Source organism: Achromobacter deleyi, assembly GCF_016127315.1.
In the GTDB taxonomy this organism is placed as follows: domain Bacteria; phylum Pseudomonadota; class Gammaproteobacteria; order Burkholderiales; family Burkholderiaceae_B; genus Achromobacter; species Achromobacter insuavis_A.
In genome coordinates this window covers 6,851,125-6,872,266 of the sequence record NZ_CP065997.1, presented here as the reverse complement: position 1 = coordinate 6,872,266, position 21,142 = coordinate 6,851,125, and the positions used below count along the sequence as shown (strand labels likewise).

Annotated in this window: 13 protein-coding genes; 6 read left to right on the top strand and 7 right to left on the bottom strand. The window is 67.1% G+C overall.

Annotation, left to right across the window (positions count from 1 at the left end):
• Positions 1 to 16 precede the first annotated feature (16 nt).
• Positions 17 to 1,327, top strand: coding sequence for a citrate synthase (locus I6I07_RS31065; protein WP_006393556.1), 1,311 nt, complete (start codon positions 17 to 19; stop codon positions 1,325 to 1,327).
• Between the two features lie 113 nt (positions 1,328 to 1,440).
• Positions 1,441 to 2,550 carry a hypothetical protein gene (locus tag I6I07_RS31060; protein WP_198485011.1) on the top strand — a complete coding sequence of 370 codons (1,110 nt, stop codon included), beginning with the start codon at positions 1,441 to 1,443 and terminating at the stop codon, positions 2,548 to 2,550.
• A 31-nt stretch (positions 2,551 to 2,581) separates the two neighbouring features.
• Here I6I07_RS31060 and I6I07_RS31055 read toward each other — a convergent pair whose 3' ends face one another.
• The 3 genes from I6I07_RS31055 to mdeB all read right to left on the bottom strand — a co-directional run bounded on the left by I6I07_RS31055 (position 2,582) and on the right by mdeB (position 8,412).
• Positions 2,582 to 3,034, bottom strand: a complete 453-nt coding sequence (locus tag I6I07_RS31055; protein ID WP_198485008.1) for a DUF2214 family protein — start codon at positions 3,032 to 3,034, stop codon at positions 2,582 to 2,584.
• A gap of 150 nt (positions 3,035 to 3,184) precedes the next feature.
• Positions 3,185 to 5,482, bottom strand: a complete 2,298-nt coding sequence (locus I6I07_RS31050) for an NADP-dependent malic enzyme (RefSeq protein WP_198485005.1) — start codon at positions 5,480 to 5,482, stop codon at positions 3,185 to 3,187.
• A gap of 242 nt (positions 5,483 to 5,724) precedes the next feature.
• Entirely contained in the window at positions 5,725 to 8,412 is a 2,688-nt protein-coding gene (gene mdeB, locus I6I07_RS31045) for an alpha-ketoglutarate dehydrogenase (RefSeq protein WP_198485003.1), read from the bottom strand.
• A gap of 292 nt (positions 8,413 to 8,704) precedes the next feature.
• Here mdeB and I6I07_RS31040 point away from each other — a divergent pair, with 292 nt between their 5' ends.
• Positions 8,705 to 10,756 carry an OPT family oligopeptide transporter gene (locus tag I6I07_RS31040; RefSeq protein WP_198485000.1) on the top strand — a complete coding sequence of 684 codons (2,052 nt, stop codon included), beginning with the start codon at positions 8,705 to 8,707 and terminating at the stop codon, positions 10,754 to 10,756.
• A 52-nt stretch (positions 10,757 to 10,808) separates the two neighbouring features.
• Here the strand turns inward: I6I07_RS31040 and I6I07_RS31035 are convergent, their stop codons facing one another.
• The 4 genes from I6I07_RS31035 to I6I07_RS31020 all read right to left on the bottom strand — a co-directional run bounded on the left by I6I07_RS31035 (position 10,809) and on the right by I6I07_RS31020 (position 15,940).
• Complete coding sequence (locus I6I07_RS31035; RefSeq protein WP_198484997.1) at positions 10,809 to 12,041, bottom strand: M20 family metallopeptidase; 1,233 nt, start codon at positions 12,039 to 12,041, stop codon at positions 10,809 to 10,811.
• 3 nt (positions 12,042 to 12,044) lie between these two features.
• Positions 12,045 to 13,739 (bottom strand): hydantoinase/carbamoylase family amidase, encoded by a 1,695-nt coding sequence (locus I6I07_RS31030; protein WP_198484994.1) that lies wholly within the window; start codon positions 13,737 to 13,739, stop codon positions 12,045 to 12,047.
• A gap of 11 nt (positions 13,740 to 13,750) precedes the next feature.
• Positions 13,751 to 14,695 carry an allantoinase PuuE gene (gene puuE, locus I6I07_RS31025; RefSeq protein WP_198484991.1) on the bottom strand — a complete coding sequence of 315 codons (945 nt, stop codon included), beginning with the start codon at positions 14,693 to 14,695 and terminating at the stop codon, positions 13,751 to 13,753.
• 228 nt (positions 14,696 to 14,923) lie between these two features.
• Positions 14,924 to 15,940 (bottom strand): 1-aminocyclopropane-1-carboxylate deaminase, encoded by a 1,017-nt coding sequence (locus I6I07_RS31020; RefSeq protein WP_116522075.1) that lies wholly within the window; start codon positions 15,938 to 15,940, stop codon positions 14,924 to 14,926.
• 192 nt (positions 15,941 to 16,132) lie between these two features.
• Here I6I07_RS31020 and I6I07_RS31015 point away from each other — a divergent pair, with 192 nt between their 5' ends.
• From I6I07_RS31015 to odhB, 3 genes are all read left to right on the top strand, one after another.
• Positions 16,133 to 16,603 carry an Lrp/AsnC family transcriptional regulator gene (locus I6I07_RS31015; RefSeq protein ID WP_006393566.1) on the top strand — a complete coding sequence of 157 codons (471 nt, stop codon included), beginning with the start codon at positions 16,133 to 16,135 and terminating at the stop codon, positions 16,601 to 16,603.
• 329 nt (positions 16,604 to 16,932) lie between these two features.
• The gene (locus I6I07_RS31010; protein ID WP_198484988.1) at positions 16,933 to 19,800 is read left to right on the top strand and encodes a 2-oxoglutarate dehydrogenase E1 component; all 2,868 of its coding nucleotides are present in this window, start codon (positions 16,933 to 16,935) and stop codon (positions 19,798 to 19,800) included.
• A gap of 102 nt (positions 19,801 to 19,902) precedes the next feature.
• A complete protein-coding gene (odhB, locus tag I6I07_RS31005) occupies positions 19,903 to 21,135 on the top strand; it encodes a 2-oxoglutarate dehydrogenase complex dihydrolipoyllysine-residue succinyltransferase (protein WP_006393568.1) in 1,233 nt (410 codons plus the stop codon).
• The last annotated feature ends 7 nt before the right edge of the window (positions 21,136 to 21,142 follow it).

Sequence of the window (21,142 nt, the reverse complement as noted above, 5' to 3'; positions counted from 1 at the left end):
ATTGAGAGGAAAAAACATGAACCTGTCTGACAAAAAAGCCACTCTGTCCTTCTCGGACGGCAGCGCACCCATTGAGTTCCCTGTTTACAAGGGTACGGTCGGTCCGGATGTGATCGACATCCGCAAGCTGTACGGCCAGACGGGCATGTTCACGTTTGACCCCGGCTTCATGTCGACCGCCGCCTGCGAATCGGGCATCACCTACATCGACGGCGACAAGGGCGAGCTGCTGTACCGCGGCTACCCGATCGAGCAACTGGCCGTCAATTGCGACTTCATGGACATCTGCTACCTGATCCTGAACGGCGAACTGCCGAACCAGGAACAGAAGGCCGACTTCGATTCGCAAGTGACCCATCACACGATGGTCAACGAACAGCTGCACTTCTTCCTGCGCGGCTTCCGTCGCGACGCCCACCCGATGGCCGTCCTGACGGGCCTGGTGGGCGCGCTGTCGGCGTTCTACCACGACTCGACCGACATCACGAACCCGCAACATCGCCACATCTCGGCCATCCGCCTGATCGCCAAGATGCCGACGCTGGTCGCGATGGCGTACAAGTACTCGCAAGGCCAACCGTTCATCTACCCGCAGAACGACCTGTCCTACACGGGCAACTTCCTGCGCATGATGTTCGCCACGCCGTGCGAAGACTACAAGGTCAATGAAGTCGTCGAGCGCGCGCTCGACCGCATCTTCATCCTGCACGCCGACCACGAGCAGAACGCCTCGACCTCCACGGTCCGCCTGTGCGGTTCGTCGGGCACCAACCCGTTCGCCGCCATCTCGGCCGGCGTGGCTTGCCTGTGGGGCCCGGCCCACGGCGGCGCCAACGAAGCTTGCCTGCAGATGCTGGAAGAGCTGCAAGCCAACGGCGGCATCGCCAAGGTCGGCGAGTTCATGGAGAAGGTCAAGGACAAGAACTCGGGCGTGCGCCTGATGGGCTTTGGCCACCGCGTCTACAAGAACTACGACCCGCGCGCCAAGCTGATGCAGGAAACGTGCAAGGAAGTGCTCTCGGCCCTGGGCCTGGAAAACGACCCGCTGTTCAAGCTGGCCATGGAACTGGAACGCATCGCCCTGTCGGATCCGTACTTCGTGCAGCGCAAGCTGTACCCGAACGTGGACTTCTACTCGGGTATCGTCCAGCGCGCCATCGGCATCCCGACCTCGCTGTTCACGGCCATCTTCGCGCTGGCCCGCACGGTGGGCTGGATCGCCCAGTGGAACGAAATGCTGTCGGATCCCGATTACAAGATCGGCCGTCCGCGCCAGCTGTTCACCGGTTCGGTCACGCGCGACGTGCCGCCGATGGACAAGCGTTGATACGCTGCCTGGCTTGAACAAGAAACCGCCTTCGGGCGGTTTTTTGTTGCCTGCTCGCGCCGCCGTCGAGCGCGCCGTCGCGGCCGGGCGCTTTGGCGTTTATCATCCTTGCCATGATTCCCATAGCACTGCCCTCCGCGGGCTTCTATATCTTCGTTTCCCTGGGCTTCCTGGCGGGGCTTATCCTGCTTGGCTGGGCACTGGTGCTGGTCGCCAGCGGCGGCGCGCGCCGCACGGTGCGCAAGTACTGGAAGACCTCCAGCCTGCTGTTCGTGGTGCTGGCGGTTCCCTTTGCCTTCTATGCCTGGGTCCAGGCGGTGATCTGGCAGGTGGAGCGCGAAGGCGATCGCGCCGAGGCCGCCCGCAATGTCACCCTCGCGGCGACGACCACGGTGGGCGGCATTGCCATGCCGGCCGGCACGCGCCTGAAGCTGCAGGACGAGGGGCAACTGGAGACCTACGTCGAGGCCGAGTTCCCGCGGCCGGTGGCCATGTACGGCGTGCAGGCGTCGAGCGCGCGGCGCTATCTGGACGCCGAGTACGACAGCGAGACCTACGCGCTGCGCGGCCGGCATCCGCGCACCGTCCTGCTGCGGGGCGCCGGCAGCCAGGCGGTGCAGGGCTGGCAGTGCGACGCCACCCAGGACATCGAGTTCGACGTGATGCAGGATGGCGCCATGAAGGCGCTGAACACGTGCGTGCTGGGCCCGGGCAACCGGGTCGATGCGCTCGATCTTGCGCCCGGCTCCATCGTGTATGGATCGGGCGGCACCGTCTATACCGATGGCTCGCGCGACCCGGACCAATGGCGCATCGAGGTCAAGGATCCGGTGGCGGTCAAGGTGTTCGGATTGCCGTTGAGCGAGCCCCGGCTCTACCTCGATGGCGAGCGGCGCCTGCTGCGCGTCAGCGATGCCGAATTGGCCTGCCCGACGACCTTCGGCGGCGTCCGCTACGCCGCCGGCACGCAGGTCCAGACCATGCGGCGCGGCCGCGGCGATGGCCGCGAGCCGTTCCCGGGCGTGCTGGTGCTGAGTCCGTGGAATGGCGACGTCGCCAGGCGCGACGGCCAGGCCGACGTGCCCGAGGGCATGTCGGTGAGGCAGACGCTGTCGGGCGAGGTCATCGACGTGGTCAAGAACGACGCCGTGGGCGTGTTCCACTTCGCCACCATCATCGTGAGCGACGACGCGCCCCAGCCGACCCGCGCGCGCTGTCCCTGAGCAGGGCGGGCCGCGCGGGTCGCGGCGCGCGTTACGCGCCGATGCCGCGCGCCATCAGCACGGCGAACAGCGGCAGGAAGATGAACAGGTGCGATTCGATCATCACCCAGCGGCGCGCGCGCTTGATCTGCGCGGCGTCCGGCACGAAGGCGGGCTGCTGGCGTGCCTGTCTTGCCCAACGCAGGAAGGCCAGCGTGGGCGGGGCCGAACAGAGGCCGATGATGACGAACAGCGTGATCTTGGCGTGGAACCACGGGTTGCCCATGTAGAAGGCCGCGCCCTTGGCGCCGAGCATCAGGCGCAGCACGCCGGTGACCAGCACCAGGATCGCGCTGAGCAGATACAGGCGGTCATAGACCACCAGGCGCTTGAGCGTGGCCGGCGTCAGGTCGGGGCGCAGCAGCACCGCTTCGGCGGTCAGCACCACCACCAGCACGAAGATGGCCAGGAAGTGAAACCAGGCCAGGAAGGCGTCGAGCAGCATAGGGTCGGGCTCCAGTAAGGAAAGGGTCGAGGGGAATCTCCGCCCCGTTTTTACCATCCGCCCGTCGCCGCGCACCATCACGCCATCAAGCCGCACAAAAAAAAGGACGCCCCGTGGGGCGTCCCGTGCCTGCCGATCAGTGCAATGCGATCAACGGCGCTTCTTGGCGGCCTCGGCGGCTTCCTGCTGCGCATCGACCACGGCCAGGGCGGTCATGTTGACGATGCGGCGCACGGTGGCGCTGGTCGTCAGGATGTGCACCGGACGCGCGGCGCCCAGCAGGATCGGGCCCATCGCGACGCCATTGCTGCCGGTCATCTTCAGCATGTTGTACGTGATGTTGCCGGTGTCCAGCGTCGGCATGACCAGCAGGTTGGCCGGACCCTTCAGGGTGCTGTCCGGGTAGGCCTGCACGCGGATCTTTTCCGACAGGGCGGAGTCGGCGTGCATTTCGCCGTCCACTTCCAGGTCGGGCGCGCGGTCCTGCACCAGCTGGCGCGCGGCGGCCATCTTGCGCGACGATTCCGTGACGCGGCTGCCGAAGTTCGAATGCGACAGCAGGGCGATCTTGGGCACCACGCCGAAACGCAGCATCTCGTCGGCGGCCTGGATGGTGATGTTCGCCACTTCCTCGGCCGACGGGTTCTCGTTGACGTGGGTGTCGGTGACGAACAGCGTCTGGTCGGGCAGCATCAGCACGTTCAGGGCGGCGTAGGTCTGGCCTTCCTTCTTGCCGATGATTTCGTCGATGTACTTGAGCTGGTTGTCGTACTTGCTGGCCACGCCGCACAGCAGCGCGTCGGCATCGCCACGGCGCAGCAGCATCGCGCCGATCAGCGTGTTGTGCTTGCGGATCATCGCCTTGGCGATGGCCGGAGTCACGCCTTCGCGGCCCTTGAGCTGGTAGTACGCGGTCCAGGTTTCGTTGAAGCGGCTGTCGTCTTCGGGATCGACGATCTCGAAGTGCTGGCCGGCCACCAGGCGCAGGCCGAACTTCTTGATGCGCATCTCGATCACGGACGGGCGGCCGATCAGGATCGGGAACGCCAGCTTTTCGTCGGCCACGGTCTGCACCGCGCGCAGCACGCGCTCGTCTTCGCCGTCGGCGTAGATGACGCGCTTGGGCGCCTTCTTGGCCTGGGCGAACAGCGGGCGCATCAGCTGGCCCGAGTGGTAGACGAAGCCCATCAGCTTCTGGCGGTAGGCCTCGATGTCCTCGATCGGACGGGCGGCCACGCCGGAGTCGGCGGCGGCCTGGGCCACGGCCGGGGCGATCTGGACGATCAGGCGCGGATCGAACGGCTTCGGGATGATGTAGTCGGGACCGAACGACAGTTCCTGGCCGGCGTAGGCGCGGGCCACTTCATCGTTCTGTTCGGCTTGCGCCAGTTCGGCGATGGCCTTGACGCACGCCAGCTTCATTTCCTCGGTGATGCGCGAGGCGCCGGCATCCATGGCGCCGCGGAAGATGAAGGGGAAGCACAGCACGTTGTTGACCTGGTTCGGGTAGTCCGAACGGCCGGTGGCGATGATGCAGTCGGGGCGGGCGGCCTTGGCGACTTCCGGGCGGATTTCCGGTTCCGGGTTGGCCAGCGCCAGGATCAGCGGACGGTCGGCCATGGTCTTGACCATGTCGGCGGTCAGCACGCCGGCGGTCGAGCAGCCCAGGAACACGTCGGCGGCGTTGACCACGTCGGCCAGCGTGCGCGCGTCGGTCTTCTGCGCGTAGCGCTTCTTGTTGGCTTCCATGTTTTCATCGCGGCCTTCCCAGATCACGCCGCGCGAATCCACCACGTAGATGTTCTCGCGCTTGACGCCCAGGTGCACCAGCAGGTCCAGGCAGGCGATGGCGGCGGCGCCGGCGCCCGAGCAGGCCAGCTTGACCGAGCCGATGTCCTTGCCCACGACCTTCAGGCCGTTCAGGATGGCGGCCGACGAGATGATGGCGGTGCCGTGCTGGTCGTCGTGGAAGACGGGGATCTTCATGCGCTCGCGCAGCTTCTTCTCGATGTAGAAGCACTCGGGCGCCTTGATGTCCTCGAGGTTGACGCCGCCGAGCGTGGGCTCGAGCGCGGCGATGATGTCGACCAGCTTGTCGGGGTCGTTCTCGGCCAGTTCGATGTCGAACACGTCGATGCCGGCGAACTTCTTGAACAGGCAGCCCTTGCCTTCCATGACCGGCTTGGCGGCCAGCGGGCCGATGTTGCCCAGGCCGAGCACGGCGGTGCCGTTGGTGATCACGCCCACCAGGTTGCCGCGCGAGGTGTACTTGGACGCGGCGTCGTCGCCCTGGTCGAAGATGGCCATGCAGGCGGCGGCCACGCCGGGCGAGTACGCCAGCGACAGGTCGTCCTGGTTGGCGAGCGTCTTGGTCGGCGTGACCGAGATTTTGCCGGGGGTGGGATAGGCGTGGTAATCCAACGCCATTTTGGTGAGGGTTTCGTCCATGGGATATAGCCTTTTCGGCGCTAACTGTAGATAAAAAACGGAAAGCAAAAAGCGGGCTCGCGGCCCGCCGTATTCTTTGGGAAATGCTTAGGGAACACCCGTATTTCAACAGAAAGCGGCGCGAATTGGTTGCTGCAGCGCAGCGATCGTCCGATTTTGATCAAGCCGGCGCGCCTTGCCATGACGCCGGTGAAAAAAGGAAAAGCCCCGGACCGGGGCTTTTCTCCTTTGCTTTCAGGGCGTTATTGCGCCCAGGGCGGCGTGGCGCGGTCGGCGGCGCCGAGTTTCCGGCGCAACGCGTCGGCCTGCGCCTGCCGACCCAGGCTGTCCAGCGCGTGCAGCACGATCCAGTCGGCGCTGACTTCGAAGAAGTCGCGCAGGCGGGCGCGGGTGTCGCTGCGGCCGAAGCCGTCGGTGCCCAGCGTGCGGTAGGGCGCGGGCACCCAGGCGCGGATCTGTTCGGGCACGGCGCGCACGTAGTCGGTCGCGGCCACCACCGGCGCGTCGCTGCCGCCCAGGCAGGCGCGCACCCAGTCCGCGTCCGGCGCGCTGGCCAGGCCGAGCGCGCGGGCGCGTTCGGCCTCGCGGCCGTCGCGCGCCAGTTCGGAGAAGCTGGTCACGCTCCAGACTTCGGCATCGACGCCGTATTCCGCGTGCAGCCGCTCGGCGGCCATTTCCGCTTCGCGCAGCATGGGGCCGGCGCCCAGCAGGCGCACCGCGGCCTGCTGACGGGCCGGCCGCAGGCGGTACATGCCGCGCAGGATGCCTTCGGCCGCGACGCCGTCGCGCGGCAGGTCGGGCTGCGCCAGGTTCTCGTTGGTGACGGTCAGGTAGAAGAATTCATCGCGCTGTTCGTCCAGCATGCGGCGCATGCCGTACTCGACGATCACGGCGACCTCGTAGGCGTAGGCCGGATCATAGGCGCGGCAGTTGGGCACGGCCGCGGCCATGATGTGGCTGGAGCCGTCCTGGTGCTGCAGGCCTTCGCCGCCCAGCGTGGTGCGGCCGGACGTGGCGCCGATGAGGAAGCCGCGCGTGCGCTGGTCGGCCGCCGCCCAGATCAGGTCGCCGATGCGCTGGAAGCCGAACATCGAGTAATAGATATAGAAGGGCAGCATCGGCAGGCCGTTGACCGAGTAGCTGGTGCCGGCCGCCGTCCACGACGAGATCGCGCCGGCCTCGGTGATGCCTTCTTCCAGGATCTGGCCGTCACGCGCCTCGCGGTAGTACAGCACCGAGCCGATGTCCTCGGGTTGGTACAGCTGGCCCTGCGCGGAATAGATGCCGATCTGGCGGAACAGGTTGGCCATGCCGAAGGTGCGGGCTTCGTCGGCGACGATGGGCACGATGCGCGGGCCGACCTGCGGGTCCTTCAGCAGCGCCGTCAGCATGCGCACGATGGCCATGGTGGACGACATTTCCTTGCCGTCGGCGCTGAGCGCGAAGCGGGCCCATTGATCGACCGCCGGCGGCGCCAGTCGTGGCGCCTGCGTCTGGCGCCGGGGGATGTGGCCGCCCAGCGCGGCGCGGCGCGCCTGCAGGTGGCGCAGCTCGGCGCTGTCCTCGGCCGGACGGTAGAACTTGAGCGCCAGGCAGTCGGCGTCGGAGATCGGCAGCGCGAAGCGGTCGCGGAACGCCAGCAGCGCCTCGTCGTCCAGCTTCTTCTGCTGGTGGGTGGTCATCTTGCCCTGGCCGGCCGTGCCCATGCCGAAGCCCTTCTTGGTCTGCGCCAGGATCACGGTGGGCTGGCCGCGATGATGCGCGGCGCGGTGGTACGCGGCATGGATCTTGACCATGTCGTGGCCGCCGCGGTGCAGGCGGTCGATGGCCTCGTCGGTCCAGTCGGCCACCAGCGCGGCCAGCTCGGGATTCTGGTTGAAGAAGTGGGCGCGGTTGAAGGCGCCGTCATTGGCGGCGAAGGTCTGGAACTGGCCGTCCACCGTGTTGGCGAAAGCGCGCGCCAGGGCGCCGTTGGTGTCACGGCGCAGCAGGGCGTCCCAGTCGCTGCCCCAGACCAGCTTGATGACGTTCCAGCCGGCGCCGGCGTACAGGGTTTCGAGTTCGTCGATGATGCGGCCATTGCCGCGCACCGGGCCGTCCAGGCGCTGCAGGTTGCAGTTGACCACGAACACCAGGTTGTCGAGCTTTTCGCGCGCGGCCAGGGTCAGCGCGGCGATCGATTCGGGCTCGTCCATTTCGCCGTCGCCGAAGATGCCCCAGACCTTGCGGTCGCCGCCCGGCACCAGCGAGCGGTGTTCCAGGTAGCGCATGAAGCGCGCCTGGTAGATGGCGTTGATGGGGCCGATGCCCATCGAGCCTGTCGGGAACTGCCAGAAATCCGGCATCAGCCACGGGTGCGGGTACGACGACAGGCCGCGCAGGCCGCGCGTGGTGGCGGTGATTTCCTGGCGGAAGTGGGCCAGGTCGTCATCGCTCAGGAAGCCTTCCAGGTAGGCGCGGGCGTAGACGCCGGGCGCCGAGTGCGGCTGCATGTAGACCAGGTCGCCCGGGCCGTCGGCGCCGGCGGCGCGGAAGAAGTGGTTGAAGCCCACTTCGAACAGGTCGGCGGCCGAGGCGTAGCTGGCGATGTGGCCGCCCAGTTCGCCATGCGCCTGGTTGGCGCGCACCACCATGGCCAGCGCGTTCCAGCGGTTGATGCGGGCGATGCGTTCCTCGACCGCCAGGTTGCCGGGGAAGGGCGGCTCCTGGTCGGCGGGGATGGTGTTCAGGTAGGCGGTGCGCGTCTGGCTGTTGGCGCGCAGGCCCAGCGTGGCGGCATGCCCCAGCAGGTTGTCCAGCACATAGCCCGCCCGGTCGGCGCCCGAGGCCTCGACCAGGGACTGCAGGCCGTCGCGCCATTCGGCGGTCTCGGCGGGATCGGCGTCATGCCGGGGGTCTGCTCCGGCGGGGGAATGGCTGGCGTCGCACATGATGGTTTTGTCTCCTTGTAAGCGCCATGCTAGTCCTGTCCCTGGGGCATGGGTAATCAAAAAGCCGGGGGCGAACCCGGGTTTTCAGCATAATCGTCCGCCGTTTTTTGGGTGGGCGGCAGGATCTGCTGCGATGGGCCGCTTACCGGTGGTGACCACCTGCTGGACGCCGAGGCGCTAGAATTCGCGCTTCAGAAAAAACAAACCGGCAACCAACAGGGCGTAAACGCCCTGAAAGCCGTGGCCGTCCCGCTCCCGCGGCGGGTCGACCCCGGCGTAGAAGGAGACTTCAATGACTCAACCCACCACCGTCCCGGCAGAGGTCACGCTACCGGAACTGACGTTCCGCGGCGTGCTGTTGGGCGCAGTGATCACCATCATCTTCACCGCCTCCAATGTGTTCCTGGGGCTCAAGGTCGGCCTGACCTTTTCGTCGGCGATCCCGGCGGCGGTCATTTCCATGTCGGTGTTGCGGCTGTTCAAGGACGCCAACATCCTCGAGAACAACATGGTGCAGACGCAGGCCTCGGCGGCCGGCACGCTGTCCTCCATCATCTTCATCCTGCCCGCCCTGGTCATGATGGGTCACTGGCAGGGCTTTCCGTTCTGGCAGACCCTGGGCATCTGCGCGGCCGGCGGCATGCTGGGCGTGATGTTCACGATTCCGCTGCGCCACGTGATGGTGGTGCAGAGCGACCTGCCGTATCCCGAAGGCGTGGCGGCGGCCGAGATCCTGCGGGTCGGCAGCGCCGAGCGCGCGCAGGATGCGGCCGAGGAGGCCGGGCGGGCGCCGGCCAAGCCGGCCGCCACCGGCATGGGCGACATCGTCAGCGGCGGCGTGGTGGCGGCGGCGGTCAGCTTCGCCGCCAGCGGCCTGCGGGTGCTGGGCGACGGCGTCAGCGGCTGGTTCGCGCTGGGCGGCGCGGTGTTCCGGCTGCCGATGGGCTTTTCGCTGGCGCTGCTCGGCGCCGGCTACCTGATCGGCATCGTGGCCGGCCTGGCCATGCTGACGGGGCTGGTGATCTCGTGGGGCATCGCGGTGCCAATCCTGACCTCCATGACCGAGATGCCCGCCGGCATGACGCTGGCGAAGTTCGCCACCGGGCTGTGGTCGTCGCAGGTGCGCTTCATCGGCGCCGGCGTGATCGGCGTGGGCGCCATCTGGACGCTGGCGACGCTGTTCGTGCCGATGGCGCGCGGCGTCAAGGCCTCGTTCTCGGCGCTGACCCGCGCGGGCGCGGCGCGCGCCGGCAAGGCCCCGCGCACCGAGCGCGACCTGTCGGCCGGCTGGATCTCGGTGGTCACGCTGGTGCTGGTGGCGGTGCTGGTGATCACCTTCCAGGTGTTCCTGGCGGGCGCGCCGCTGTCGGCCGCGGCCATCTGGAAGCTGGTGGCCTACGCAGTGCTGTTTGCCTTCGTGTTCGGCTTCCTGGTGGCCGCGGCCTGCGGCTACATGGCGGGCCTGGTGGGCTCGTCGACCAGCCCGATCTCGGGCGTGGGCATCGTTGCCATCGTGCTGGTGTCGCTGCTGATGCTGGCACTGGGCGGCGAGTTGCTGGCGGTGCAGAACGGCGTGCAGATGACGATCGCGCTGGCCATCTTCAGCACCTCGGCGGTGGTCGCGGTGGCGTCGATCTCGAACGACAACCTGCAGGACCTGAAGACCGGCTGGCTGGTGGGCGCGACGCCCTGGCGCCAGCAGGTGGCGCTGCTGATCGGCTGCGTGGTCGGCGCGGCGGTGATCTCGCCGGTGCTGGAGCTGCTGTACAACGCCTACGGTTTCGCCGACGCCATGCCGCGCGAAGGCATGGACCCGGCGCAGGCGCTGTCCGCGCCGCAAGCCACGCTGATGCTGGCGATCGCGCGCGGCATCTTCACGCACCAGCTGAACTGGACCATGATCCTGATCGGCATGGCGGTCGGCGTCGGCCTGATCGCGCTGGACGAGGTGCTCAAGCGCACCTGCAAGGTGGCTCGCATTCCGGTGCTGGCGGTCGGCATCGGCATCTACCTGCCGCCGACCGTGGCGGCGCCGATCGTGGCCGGCGCGCTGCTGGCCTGGCTGCTGGAGCGGGCACTGCGCCGTCGCGCCGCGGCCGCCGGCAAGGACTACGAGTCGTTCGCCGAGGCCCCCAACCGGCGCGGCGTGCTGATCGCCTCGGGCCTGATCGTGGGCGAGAGCCTGGTGGGCGTGGTGATGGCCGCCATCATCGGCGCCGCCGGCACCGATGCGCCGCTGGCGATCGCGGGCGAGGAATTCGCGCGCACCGCTTCGTTCCTGGGACTGGCGGTGTTCGCGCTGGTGGCGGTGCTGTTCTGGCGCCGCGTGATGCGGCTGGCGTAGCGCTGCCGCGTGGCGGTCAAAGGGCATGGCGCGTGGGCGCCATGCCCTTTTTTCATGCCGGTTGCAGCAGGTCGGCCAGGGTGCGGGCGATGACCTTGGTGGCGCGCCGCAGGTCTTCCAGCAGCACGCGTTCGTCGTTGCGCTTGGCGTGCGATTCCAGCACGGTGCGCGGTCCGGCGCCGTAGATCACGCCGGGAATGCCGGCCTCGGCATACAGGCGCACGTCGGTGTAGAGCGGCGTGCCCATGGCGGGGATGGGTTCGCCGAACAGGTCCTGGCCGTGCTTGCGAATGGCCTCGACCAGCGGCTGGTTGCCGGGCAGCGGCCGCATGGCGTTGGCCAGCAGCAGGCGCTTGATCTCGACGCGGACGCCGGGCGTGGCGGCCGCGGCCTGTTCGATGATGCGGCGGATGTCGGCCTCGACCTCGGCCGCGTTCTCTTCCGGGATCATGCGGCGGTCGAGCTTGAACACGACCTTGCCGGGCACCACGTTGGTGTTGGTGCCGCCTTCGATGCGGCCGATGTTCAGGTAGGGGTGGCTGATGCCTTCGACCTGCGAGGTGATTTCGCGGTAGCGCGCGTTCTGCGCGTAGAGCGCGTTCATGATGGCGACCGCGCCCTGCAGCGCGTCCACGCCGGTGGCCGGGATGGCGGCGTGCGCCATCTTGCCGTGCACCGTGACCTCCATCTGCAGGCAGCCGTTGTGCGCCGTCACGACTTCATAGCTGAAGCCGGCCGCGATCAGCAGGTCGGGGCGGGTGAGCCCCTGGCGCAGCAGCCAGCCCGGCCCGAGCAGGCCGCCAAATTCCTCGTCGTAGGTGAAATGCAGCTCGACCGCGCCGTGGCTCGGACGGGCCACCGCTTCCAGCGCGCGCAGCGCGAAGGTGAAGCTGGCGAAATCGCTCTTGCTGACCGCGGCGGCGCGGCCGTAGAGGCTGCCGTCCACGATCTCGGCGCCGTACGGATCGTGCTCCCAGCCGTCGCCCGGCGGCACCACGTCGCCATGGGCGTTGAGCGCGACGCGGCGGCCGCCGGCGCCGTATTCGCGGCGCACGATCAGGTTGGTGATGGATTCCATGCCATAGGCGCGCACCTCGTCGGCGGGCACGGGATGGGACTCGGCCTGCAGGCCGAAGCCCTGCAGCAGTTCGGCGGTGCGGACGGCGTGGGGGGCGTTGTTGCCCGGCGGCGTGTCGGTCGGCACGCGCACCAGTTCCTGCAGGAAGCGCACTTCTTCATCGAAGTGGGCGTCCACCCAGGCGTCGAGTCGGGCGTAATCGGTCATGGTTCAGCTCGTTGCTTCGTTGGCGAGATCGTCGAGCAGCCGTTGCATCGCCTGCGCGGCCAGCTGCATGTCGTGGTTGGTGGTGGATTCGAGCGGGTTGTGGCTGATGCCGGCGTTCTGGCCGCGCACGAACAGCATGGCCTGCGGCATGATCTCGTGCAGCTTCATGGCGTCGTGGCCGGCGCCGCTGGGCATGCAGTGGACCGGCACGCCCTGCGCCTGGACCGCGCGCTCCCAGCGTTGCTGCCAGGCCGGCGCGCTGGGGGCGGCGGCGGCCCGCATGGTTTCCTCGAGCGTGTAGCGCAGGCCGCGGCGCCGGCAGATCGCGTCCAGTTCGGCCAGCACGTCCGTGGCCAGCGCATCGCGCTGCGGATCGCTGGGCGCGCGCAGGTCTAGACTGAAGCGGCATTCGCCGGGCACCACGTTGATCGAGCCATTGGGCACTTCCAGCATGCCGACGGTGCCGACCGAGTCGCCGTCGCGCGCGGCGCGGCCTTCGACGAACACGATCAGCTCGGCCGCGGCCACGGCGGCGTCGCGGCGCCGGTCCATCGGCGTGGTGCCGGCGTGGCAGGCCGTGCCGTGGATCCGCACGCGGTAGCGCACGCAGCCGTTGATGGAGGTGACCACGCCCAGCGGCAGGCCCATTTCATTGAGCACGGGGCCCTGTTCGATATGCACTTCGACAAAGCCCAGATAACGGGCCGGGTCGCGCTTGAGCTTGGGAATGTCGTCGATGCACAGCCCCGCGTGCGCCATGGCCTCGCGCATGCTGATGCCGTCGGCGTCCTTCTGTTCCAGCCAGCGCGGCTGGAAGTCGCCGATCAGCGCGCCGGAGCCGAGGAAGGTGGCCGGATAGCGCTGGCCCTCTTCTTCGGAAAAGGCGATCACTTCGATCGCGTAGGGCAGGCGCCGGCCCTGGCGGTGCAGCGCGCGCACGCAGGCCATCGGCACGAAGATGCCGAGGCGGCCGTCGTATTTGCCGGCATTGCGCACCGTGTCGTAGTGGCTGCCGCTCATCAGGATGGGCGCGTTGGCGCGGACCGCATGGTAGCGGCCGACCACGTTGCCGACCGCGTCGATGCCGACTTCGTCGAAGCCGCAATCGCGCATCCAGTGCGAGATGCGCTGCGCGCAGGCGCGGTGCGCATCGGTCAGGTAGGTGACGGTGAGCTGGCCGTTCTCGGCATAGCCGGGGTCGCTGTGCGCGCTGAGTTTTTCCTGCCAGTCCCAGATGTCGTTGCCCAGGTCCGGTTCGACGCCGAAACGTTCGTGCAGCCGCACTTCGGCGTCGCGGTGCAACTGGCGCAGGGCTTCGCGGCGTTCGTCGTCCGGCGCGTTGTGCTGGCGACGCTCCAGCGCCTGGACCCGTTGCGCGTCTTGCAGGCCCGCGCCGCGGGGGCTGTAGCGGGACAGCACGAAGGGAAAGCCGAAGCGCGCGGCATGGTCGGCGATCCGCGCGGCGGCGTCGGCCCCCGCATCGAGCGCGGGCTGGGCGCGCAGCAGCGTCAGTTGCGTGGCGGCGTCGGCATCGTCCACCGCGCGTTGCAGCGCCAGCTGCAACTGGGCCACGCTGTGCATCGGCCGCGCGCGCACCGCCTGTTGCGCGGCCCAGGGCGCGTGCGGATACAGGTCGGTCAGCATGGCGGCCGCGTCTTGCGGCGCGGCGTCGTTGAATTGGGCGAGGGTATGGGCCATGGTTGCGCCGTTCAGGGAGCGGGTTGATAGGGATGGCGCGCCTGCCAGTGCCGGGCGATGTCCAGCCGGCGGCAGACCCAGACGCGGTCGTGGCGCGCGATGTGATCCAGGAAGCGTTGCAGCGCGACGATGCGGCCCGGCCGGCCCAGCAGGCGGCAATGCATGCCGATGCTGAGCATCTTGGGCGCCTCGTCGCCTTCGGCGTAGAGCGCGTCGAAGCTGTCCTTCAGATACTGGAAGAACGGATCCGCATGCGAGTAGCCCTGCGGCAGCGCGAAGCGCATGTCGTTGCAGTCCAGCGTGTAGGGCACGATCAGTTGCGGCGCCACGCTGCCGTCGCTCTTTTGCACCCGCATCCAGAAGGGCAGGTCGTCGCCGTAGTAGTCGCTGTCGTATTCGAAGCCGCCGTAGTCGGCCACCAGGCGGCGCGTGCGCGGGCTGTCGCGGCCGGTGTACCAGCCCAGCGGGCGGGCGCCGGTCAGTTGGGCGATGGCGTCCATGCCCAGGCGCATGTGTTCGCGCTCGGTGGCTTCGTCCACGTGCTGGTAGTGCACCCAGCGCCAGCCGTGGCAGGCGATCTCGTGGTCCAGCTCGACCAGCGCCGCGGCCAGCTCGGGGTGGCGCTGCAAGGCCATGCCGACGGCGAACACCGTCAGCGGCAGGCCGCGCTTTTCGAATTCGCGCAGGATGCGCCAGACGCCGACGCGGGCGCCATACTCGTAGATGCCTTCCATGCTGAGGTGGCGTTCCGGGTAGCTGGCCGGGTTGAACATCTCGGACAGGAACTGCTCGGACCCCGCATCGCCATGCAGCACGCAGTTCTCGCCGCCTTCCTCGTAATTGAGTACGAACTGCACCGCGATGCGGGCGCCGCCGGGCCATTGCGCGTGCGGCGGATTGCGGCCGTAGCCGATCAGGTCACGCGGGTAGGGCTGGGTGGCGTCGTAGGTGCTCATGGCGGGGCGGGCGTGGACATCGTGTTCGACACGATAAGGTAAACCGCATTGTCTGTATACAATTTATGTACATCATTAGTGATGACCCTAATACATCAGGCAAGGCCGGCCGCCATCAAGCGAACACCCCGCCGGCATGCGCTGCCGGCGGGGTGTTCGGGGAACATCGAAAAAAGGGCGGTTCAGCGCAGGTCGCCGCAGGGCCAGGCGCTGGCGCCGTAGCCGCCGTCAGCCGTTGCGGTAGAGAAAGCTGTAGGCGTTGATCGCCGGTACCCCCCCGAGATGCGCGTACAGCACCCGGGAGCCGGCGGGGATTTCGCCGCGCCGCACGATGTCCATCATGCCCTGCATCGATTTCCCCTCGTAGACCGGGTCGGTCATCATGCCTTCGAGGCGGGCGCACAGGCGGATGGCCTCGTTGGTCTCGGCCGAGGGCAGGCCGTAGGCCGGGTAGGCGTAGCGCGTGTCCAGCACCACGTCGCTGTCGGCGATGGGGCGCTGCAGGCCCACCATGTCCGCGGTGCGGCGGGCGATGCGCAGGATCTGCGCGCGGGTCTGGTCGGGCGTGGCCGAGGCGTCGATGCCGATCACGCGGTCGGCGCGGCCGTCGGCGGCAAAGCCCACCACCATGCCGGCCTGCGTGCTGCCGGTGACGGCGCAGACCACGATGTAGTCGAACTTGAAGCCCAGCTCGGCCTCCTGCCGCCGCACCTCCTCGGCGAAGCCCACATAGCCCAGCCCGCCCAGTTCATGGTCGGAGGCGCCGGCCGGAATCGCATAGGGCTTGCCGCCGCGCTTGCGTACGTCCTCCAGCGCCTCTTCCCAGCTGCGGCGGAATCCGATGTCGAAGCCCTGGTCCACCAGGCGCACGTCGGCGCCCATCAGCCGGCTCATCATGATGTTGCCGACCCGGTCGTAGACGGCGTCCGAGTAGTCCACCCAGTTCTCCTGCACCAGCACGCAGGCCAGGCCGAGCTTGGCGGCCACGGCCGCCACCATGCGAGTGTGGTTGGACTGGATGCCGCCGATGGTGACGAGCGTGTCGCAGCCCTGTTCCAGCGCCTGCGGAATCAGGTATTCCAGCTTGCGCAGCTTGTTGCCGCCGAACGCCAGGCCGCTGTTGCAGTCCTCGCGCTTGGCGTAGATCTCGACCTTGCCGCCGAGGTGGGCGGACAGGCGCTCGAGCTTCTCGATGGGGGTGTCGCCGAAGGTCAGGCGATGGCGGGGAAAGCGTTGCAGATCCATGCGGGCTCCTGGGGGAAACGGTCCGGGCGGACGGCGCCGCGGATGGAAAAATCATAGGAACCCGTCGGATTGTTGGTCAATTGCGTATTTTTTGAGTTTCTTCCATTTAAATTTTTTGGAAATTGGATTTTTGGATTTAATATTTATGAATAAAAAATAAAAACCAAATTAAATTTTATAGGGACATACTGAATGGCCGCCATTGCCGGGCTGGATCGCATCGACCGCCAGATCCTGCGCCTGCTGCAGCAGGACGCCCAGATCACCAACCTGGACCTGAGCGCGCGCGTGCACCTGAGCCCGGCCGCCTGCCTGCGGCGGGTGGAAAAGCTCAAGGCCGAGGGCATCATCCGGAAGACCGTGGCGCTGCTCGAGCCGGCCGAGGTCGAGATGGCCACGCTGGTGATCGTCGGGGTGGTGCTGGACCGCTCCACGCCCGAGTCCTTCACCGACTTCGAGGCGGCGGCGCGCGGCATCAGCGGCTGCCTCGAATGCCATCTGGTGGCGGGCGAGTTCGACTACTTCCTGATGCTGCGCATCCGCGACCTGGAGCGCTTCAACAAGCTGCACGCGGGCGAGATCATCAAGCTGCCCGGCGTGCGCCAGATCCGCACTTTCTTCGTCCTGAAAGAGATCCTGTCGACCACCGAGCTGCCGCTCTGACGAGGCAATTGCGCAACACCCGGTGCGCGGGCCGAAAAAAATGCCGCAATGCGGCATTTTTCGTTAGCGGAAATTGGTGGTGAGTAGACGGCGTAATTGCAGGGGTTGAGCGGACATTCCAAACCCGCATGGAGCCATTCCGCTTGCGCTTTTGCGTCACGCAATCGCAAGAAGACGCCCATAAACTCAAAGGGTTATACTTTCATCCATACGGCTTTCAAGGCTTGTACGCGCCTTCTGCCCCTGCTATCCGCTAAACGGGAAGCCCGTGTCGCGGAAGGTTTTCCTGCATCGTAATCGAGTGAAGCACTCGTAAAGGTGAAGCGATTATGTCTTCGGAAATAGAATCCCTATCCACGTCTTACTTGTTTGGGGGAAATGCCCCCTACGTTGAGGAGCTTTACGAAGCCTACCTCGACAACCCCGGTTCGGTACCTGACAACTGGCGCGAATACTTCGACCAGCTGCAGCACGCTCCCGCCACCGACGGCCAGGAATCCACCCGCGACCAGGCCCACGCTCCCATCGTCGAATCGTTCGCCCAGCGCGCCAAGGCCAATGCCTTCGTGCAACGCGCCGCCGAACCCGACCTGAGCGTCGCCTCCAAGCAAGTCTCGGTGCAATCGCTCATCGCCGCCTACCGCTCGCTCGGTTCGCGCTGGGCCGACCTGGATCCGCTCAAGCGCCAGGAACGTCCCCCGATCCCCGAACTCGACCCGGCCTTCTACGGCCTGACCGAAGCCGACCTGGACCAGACCTACTCGGCCACCAACACCTACTTCACGACCGCCAGCACCATGACGCTGCGCGACATCCTGAAGGCGCTGCGCGACACGTACTGCCGCAGCATCGGTGCCGAATTCACGCATATCTCCGACCCCGCCGCCAAGCGCTGGATCCAGGAACGCCTGGAAACCACGCTGGGCGCGCCGACCTACTCGGTCGAGGAAAAGCGTCACATCCTGCAGCAGCTGACCGAGTCCGAAGGCCTCGAGCGCTTCCTGCACACCAAGTACGTCGGCCAGAAGCGCTTCTCGCTGGAAGGCGGCGAAAGCTTCATCGCCTCGATGGACGAAGTGGTGAACCACGCCGGTGAAAACGGCGTCCAGGAAATCGTGGTCGGCATGGCCCACCGCGGCCGCCTGAACCTGCTCGTGAACATCATGGGCAAGATGCCCGGCGACCTGTTCGCCGAGTTCGAAGGCAAGCACGCCGAAGGCCTGACCGACGGCGACGTGAAGTACCACAACGGCTTCTCGAGCGACCTGTCGACCCGTGGCGGTCCGGTGCACCTGTCGCTGGCGTTCAACCCGTCCCACCTGGAAATCGTCAACCCCGTGGTCGAAGGCAGCGTGCGCGCTCGCCAGGAACGCCGCGCCGACGCCGAAGGCAAGCAAGTGCTGCCGGTGCTGGTGCACGGTGACGCGGCCTTCGCCGGCCAGGGCGTGGTCATGGAAACGCTGAACCTGGCGCAGACCCGCGGCTACGGCACGGGCGGCACGCTGCACATCGTCATCAACAACCAGATCGGCTTCACCACGTCGGATCCGCGCGATTCGCGTTCGACGCTGTATTGCACCGACGTGGTCAAGATGATCGAAGCGCCGGTGTTCCACGTCAACGGCGACGATCCCGAAGCCGTCGTGTTCGTCACCAAGCTGGCCCTGGATTACCGCCTGCAGTTCCGCCACGACATCGTCGTGGACATCGTCTGCTTCCGCAAGCTGGGCCACAACGAGCAGGACACCCCGTCGCTGACGCAGCCGCTGATGTACAAGCGCATCGGCCACCACCCCGGCACGCGCAAGCTGTACGCCGACAAGCTGACCACGCAAGGCGTGCTGGCCGAAGGCGAAGCCGACCAACTGGTCAAGGACTACCGCCAGCTGATGGAAGACGGCCAGCGCACCATCGAACCGGTGCTGACCGACTACAAGAGCAAGTACGCCATCGACTGGTCGCCGTTCCTGGGCGCCAAGTGGACCGACCAGGCCGACACCGCCGTGCCGCTGGCCGAGCTCAAGCGCATCGGCGAGCGCATCACCACGGTGCCGGAAGGCTTCACGGTGCACCCGCTGGTCGCCAAGCTGCTGAACGACCGCCGCACCATGGCCAAGGGCGAGATGAACCTGGACTGGGGCATGGGCGAACACCTCGCCTTCGCCACGCTGGTATCGTCGGGCTATTCGATCCGCATCACCGGCCAGGACTCGGGCCGCGGCACGTTCACGCACCGCCACGCGGTGCTGCACGACCAGAACCGCGAACGCTGGAACGACGGCACCTACATTCCGCTGCAGAACGTCTCGGAAGGCCAGGCCCCGTTCACCGTGATCGACTCGGTGCTCTCCGAAGAGGCCGTGCTGGCCTTCGAATACGGCTACTCGAGCGCCGAACCCAACACGCTGACCATCTGGGAAGGCCAGTTCGGTGACTTCGTCAACGGCGCTCAGGTCGTGATCGACCAGTTCATCAGCTCCGGCGAAGCCAAGTGGGGCCGCCAGTCGGGCCTGACCATGATGCTGCCGCACGGCTACGAAGGCCAGGGCCCCGAGCACTCGTCGGGCCGCATCGAGCGCTTCCTGCAGCTGTGCGCCGACAACAACATGCAAGTGATCCAGCCGACTTCGGCCTCGCAGATCTTCCATGTGCTGCGCCGCCAGATGATCCGCCCGTTCCGCAAGCCGCTGGTGCTGTTCACGCCCAAGTCGCTGCTGCGCAACAAGGACGCCGGTTCGCCCCTGACCGACCTGGCCGGCGGCAGCTTCCGCCCGGTCATCGGCGAGGTCGACGAGGCCATCGACGCCGCCAAGGTCAAGCGCGTGCTGGCTTGCTCGGGCAAGGTCTACTACGATCTGGTCAATGCCCGCCGTGAACGTGGCGTCGACAACGTCGCCATCGTCCGCGTCGAGCAGCTGTACCCGTTCGCGCACAAGTCGTTCGAGACCGAACTGCGCAAGTACCCGAAGGCAACCGAAGTGATCTGGGTCCAGGACGAGCCGCAGAACCAGGGCGCTTGGTTCTATGTTCAGCATCACGTGTACGAGAACATGGTCGAAGGCCAGAAGCTGGGCTACGCCGGTCGCGCCGCGTCGGCATCGCCGGCCGTGGGCTACCTGGCCAAGCACCAGGAGCAGCAGAAGGCCCTGATCGAAACGGCGTTCGCGCCCAAGTTCAAGGTCATGCTGACCAAGTAATCAACCCGATGCGCGCGCGGCGCGCGGCAAGTTGCGGAAACCCGTTTTCGAACTTTGCCCGCGCCGCGCGGTCCAGAACACACACTTTACGGAATAAACAAAATGGCTATCACCGACGTCGTCGTCCCTCAACTCTCCGAATCCGTCTCCGAAGCGACCCTGCTGACCTGGAAGAAGCAGCCCGGCGCTGCCGTCGAAGCGGACGAAATCCTGATCGAAGTCGAAACCGACAAGGTCGTGCTGGAAGTGCCGGCTCCCGCCTCGGGCGTGCTGGCTGAAATCGTCAAGGGCGATGGCAGCACTGTCACCTCGGGCGAAGTCCTGGCCCGTATCGACACCGCCGGCAAGGCCGCCGCCACCCCGGCGACCGCCCCCGCCGCCGAAGCGCCCAAGGCCGCCGCGCAAGCCGCCGCCGCCCCGGCCGCTCCCGCCTCGACCGCCGCCGCTGGCGTGGCTTCGCCCGCCGCCGCCAAGATCCTCGCCGAGAAGGGCGTGGACGCCGCCAACGTCGCCGGCACCGGCCGTGACGGCCGCGTCACCAAGGGCGACGCCCTGAACGCCAGCGCCCCCGCCGCCAAGGCCGCCCCGGCCAAGGCCGCCGCCGCGCCCGCTCCGACCACGCTGTCGCTGGACGGCCGTCCGGAACAGCGCGTGCCGATGAGCCGCCTGCGCGCCCGCATCGCCGAGCGCCTGCTGCAATCGCAGCAGGAAAACGCGATCCTGACCACGTTCAACGAAGTGAACATGCAAGCGGTCATCGATCTGCGCAACAAGTACAAGGACAAGTTCGAGAAGGAACATGGCATCAAGCTGGGCTTCATGTCGTTCTTCGTCAAGGCCGCCGTTGCCGCGCTGAAGAAGTTCCCGCTGATCAACGCCTCGATCGACGGCAAGGACATCATCTACCACGGCTACTTCGACATCGGTATCGCTGTCGGCAGCCCGCGTGGCCTGGTGGTGCCGATCCTGCGCAACGCCGACCAGCTGTCGATCGCTGAAATCGAAAAGACCATCGCCGACTTCGGCCGCCGCGCCGCCGACGGCAAGCTGGGCATCGAAGAGATGACCGGCGGCACGTTCTCGATCTCCAACGGTGGCGTGTTCGGCTCGATGCTGTCGACCCCGATCATCAACCCGCCGCAATCGGCCATCCTGGGCGTGCACGCCACCAAGGATCGCGCCGTGGTGGAAAACGGCCAGATCGTCATCCGCCCGATGAACTACCTGGCCCTGTCCTACGACCACCGCATCATCGACGGCCGCGAAGCCGTCCTGGGCCTGGTCGCCATGAAGGACGCCCTGGAAGATCCGCAGCGCCTGTTGCTGGACCTGTAATCTCGGC

Bases quoted from the DNA above. Each gene is read 5' to 3' on its own strand.
- I6I07_RS31065 (WP_006393556.1), top strand. From the start codon at position 17: ATGAACCTGTCTGACAAAAAAGCCACTCTGTCCTTCTCGGACGGCAGC.
- I6I07_RS31060 (WP_198485011.1), top strand. From the start codon at position 1,441: ATGATTCCCATAGCACTGCCCTCCGCGGGCTTCTATATCTTCGTTTCC.
- I6I07_RS31055 (WP_198485008.1), bottom strand. From the start codon at position 3,034: ATGCTGCTCGACGCCTTCCTGGCCTGGTTTCACTTCCTGGCCATCTTC.
- I6I07_RS31050 (WP_198485005.1), bottom strand. From the start codon at position 5,482: ATGGACGAAACCCTCACCAAAATGGCGTTGGATTACCACGCCTATCCC.
- mdeB (WP_198485003.1), bottom strand. From the start codon at position 8,412: ATGTGCGACGCCAGCCATTCCCCCGCCGGAGCAGACCCCCGGCATGAC.
- I6I07_RS31040 (WP_198485000.1), top strand. From the start codon at position 8,705: ATGACTCAACCCACCACCGTCCCGGCAGAGGTCACGCTACCGGAACTG.
- I6I07_RS31035 (WP_198484997.1), bottom strand. From the start codon at position 12,041: ATGACCGATTACGCCCGACTCGACGCCTGGGTGGACGCCCACTTCGAT.
- I6I07_RS31030 (WP_198484994.1), bottom strand. From the start codon at position 13,739: ATGGCCCATACCCTCGCCCAATTCAACGACGCCGCGCCGCAAGACGCG.
- puuE (WP_198484991.1), bottom strand. From the start codon at position 14,695: ATGAGCACCTACGACGCCACCCAGCCCTACCCGCGTGACCTGATCGGC.
- I6I07_RS31020 (WP_116522075.1), bottom strand. From the start codon at position 15,940: ATGGATCTGCAACGCTTTCCCCGCCATCGCCTGACCTTCGGCGACACC.
- I6I07_RS31015 (WP_006393566.1), top strand. From the start codon at position 16,133: ATGGCCGCCATTGCCGGGCTGGATCGCATCGACCGCCAGATCCTGCGC.
- I6I07_RS31010 (WP_198484988.1), top strand. From the start codon at position 16,933: ATGTCTTCGGAAATAGAATCCCTATCCACGTCTTACTTGTTTGGGGGA.
- odhB (WP_006393568.1), top strand. From the start codon at position 19,903: ATGGCTATCACCGACGTCGTCGTCCCTCAACTCTCCGAATCCGTCTCC.